The following is a 245-nucleotide window of genomic DNA, read 5'->3' as shown; positions in this document are numbered from 1 at the left end:
CCCTTTTCTGCAGATAGCGAAAGAAGTGAAAGCATTGCGAGAACGGCTCAGGCTGGCGCTGGGAAGCGGGTTACAGGTGACAGCGCTGGACGGGCTGTTCTGGTTCGGATGTCACCGAATGGCGGCGGAGGTGCTGCGACTGCGTAAGGCAGGAATGGTAATTGTAACCTCAGAAACCGACGTCTTCGACACATTGACGGGGACAACCCACCGGGTTCCGGTTTACCGCTGCGACGGCGTGTAAA

General features: G+C 57.6%; 1 protein-coding gene. It reads left to right on the top strand.

Annotation, left to right across the window (positions count from 1 at the left end):
• The coding region (locus ADK28_RS00650; RefSeq protein WP_048794618.1) for a helix-turn-helix domain-containing protein at positions 1-244 on the top strand (244 nt) is incomplete at its 5' end.
• Between the last annotated feature and the right edge of the window lies 1 nt (position 245).

This window comes from Serratia sp. 506_PEND (genome assembly GCF_001076875.1).
Classification (GTDB): Bacteria; Pseudomonadota; Gammaproteobacteria; order Enterobacterales; family Enterobacteriaceae; genus Serratia; species Serratia marcescens.
The sequence above is the reverse complement of the archived record's forward strand: the minus strand, read 5'-3'. Positions and strand labels throughout refer to the sequence as shown.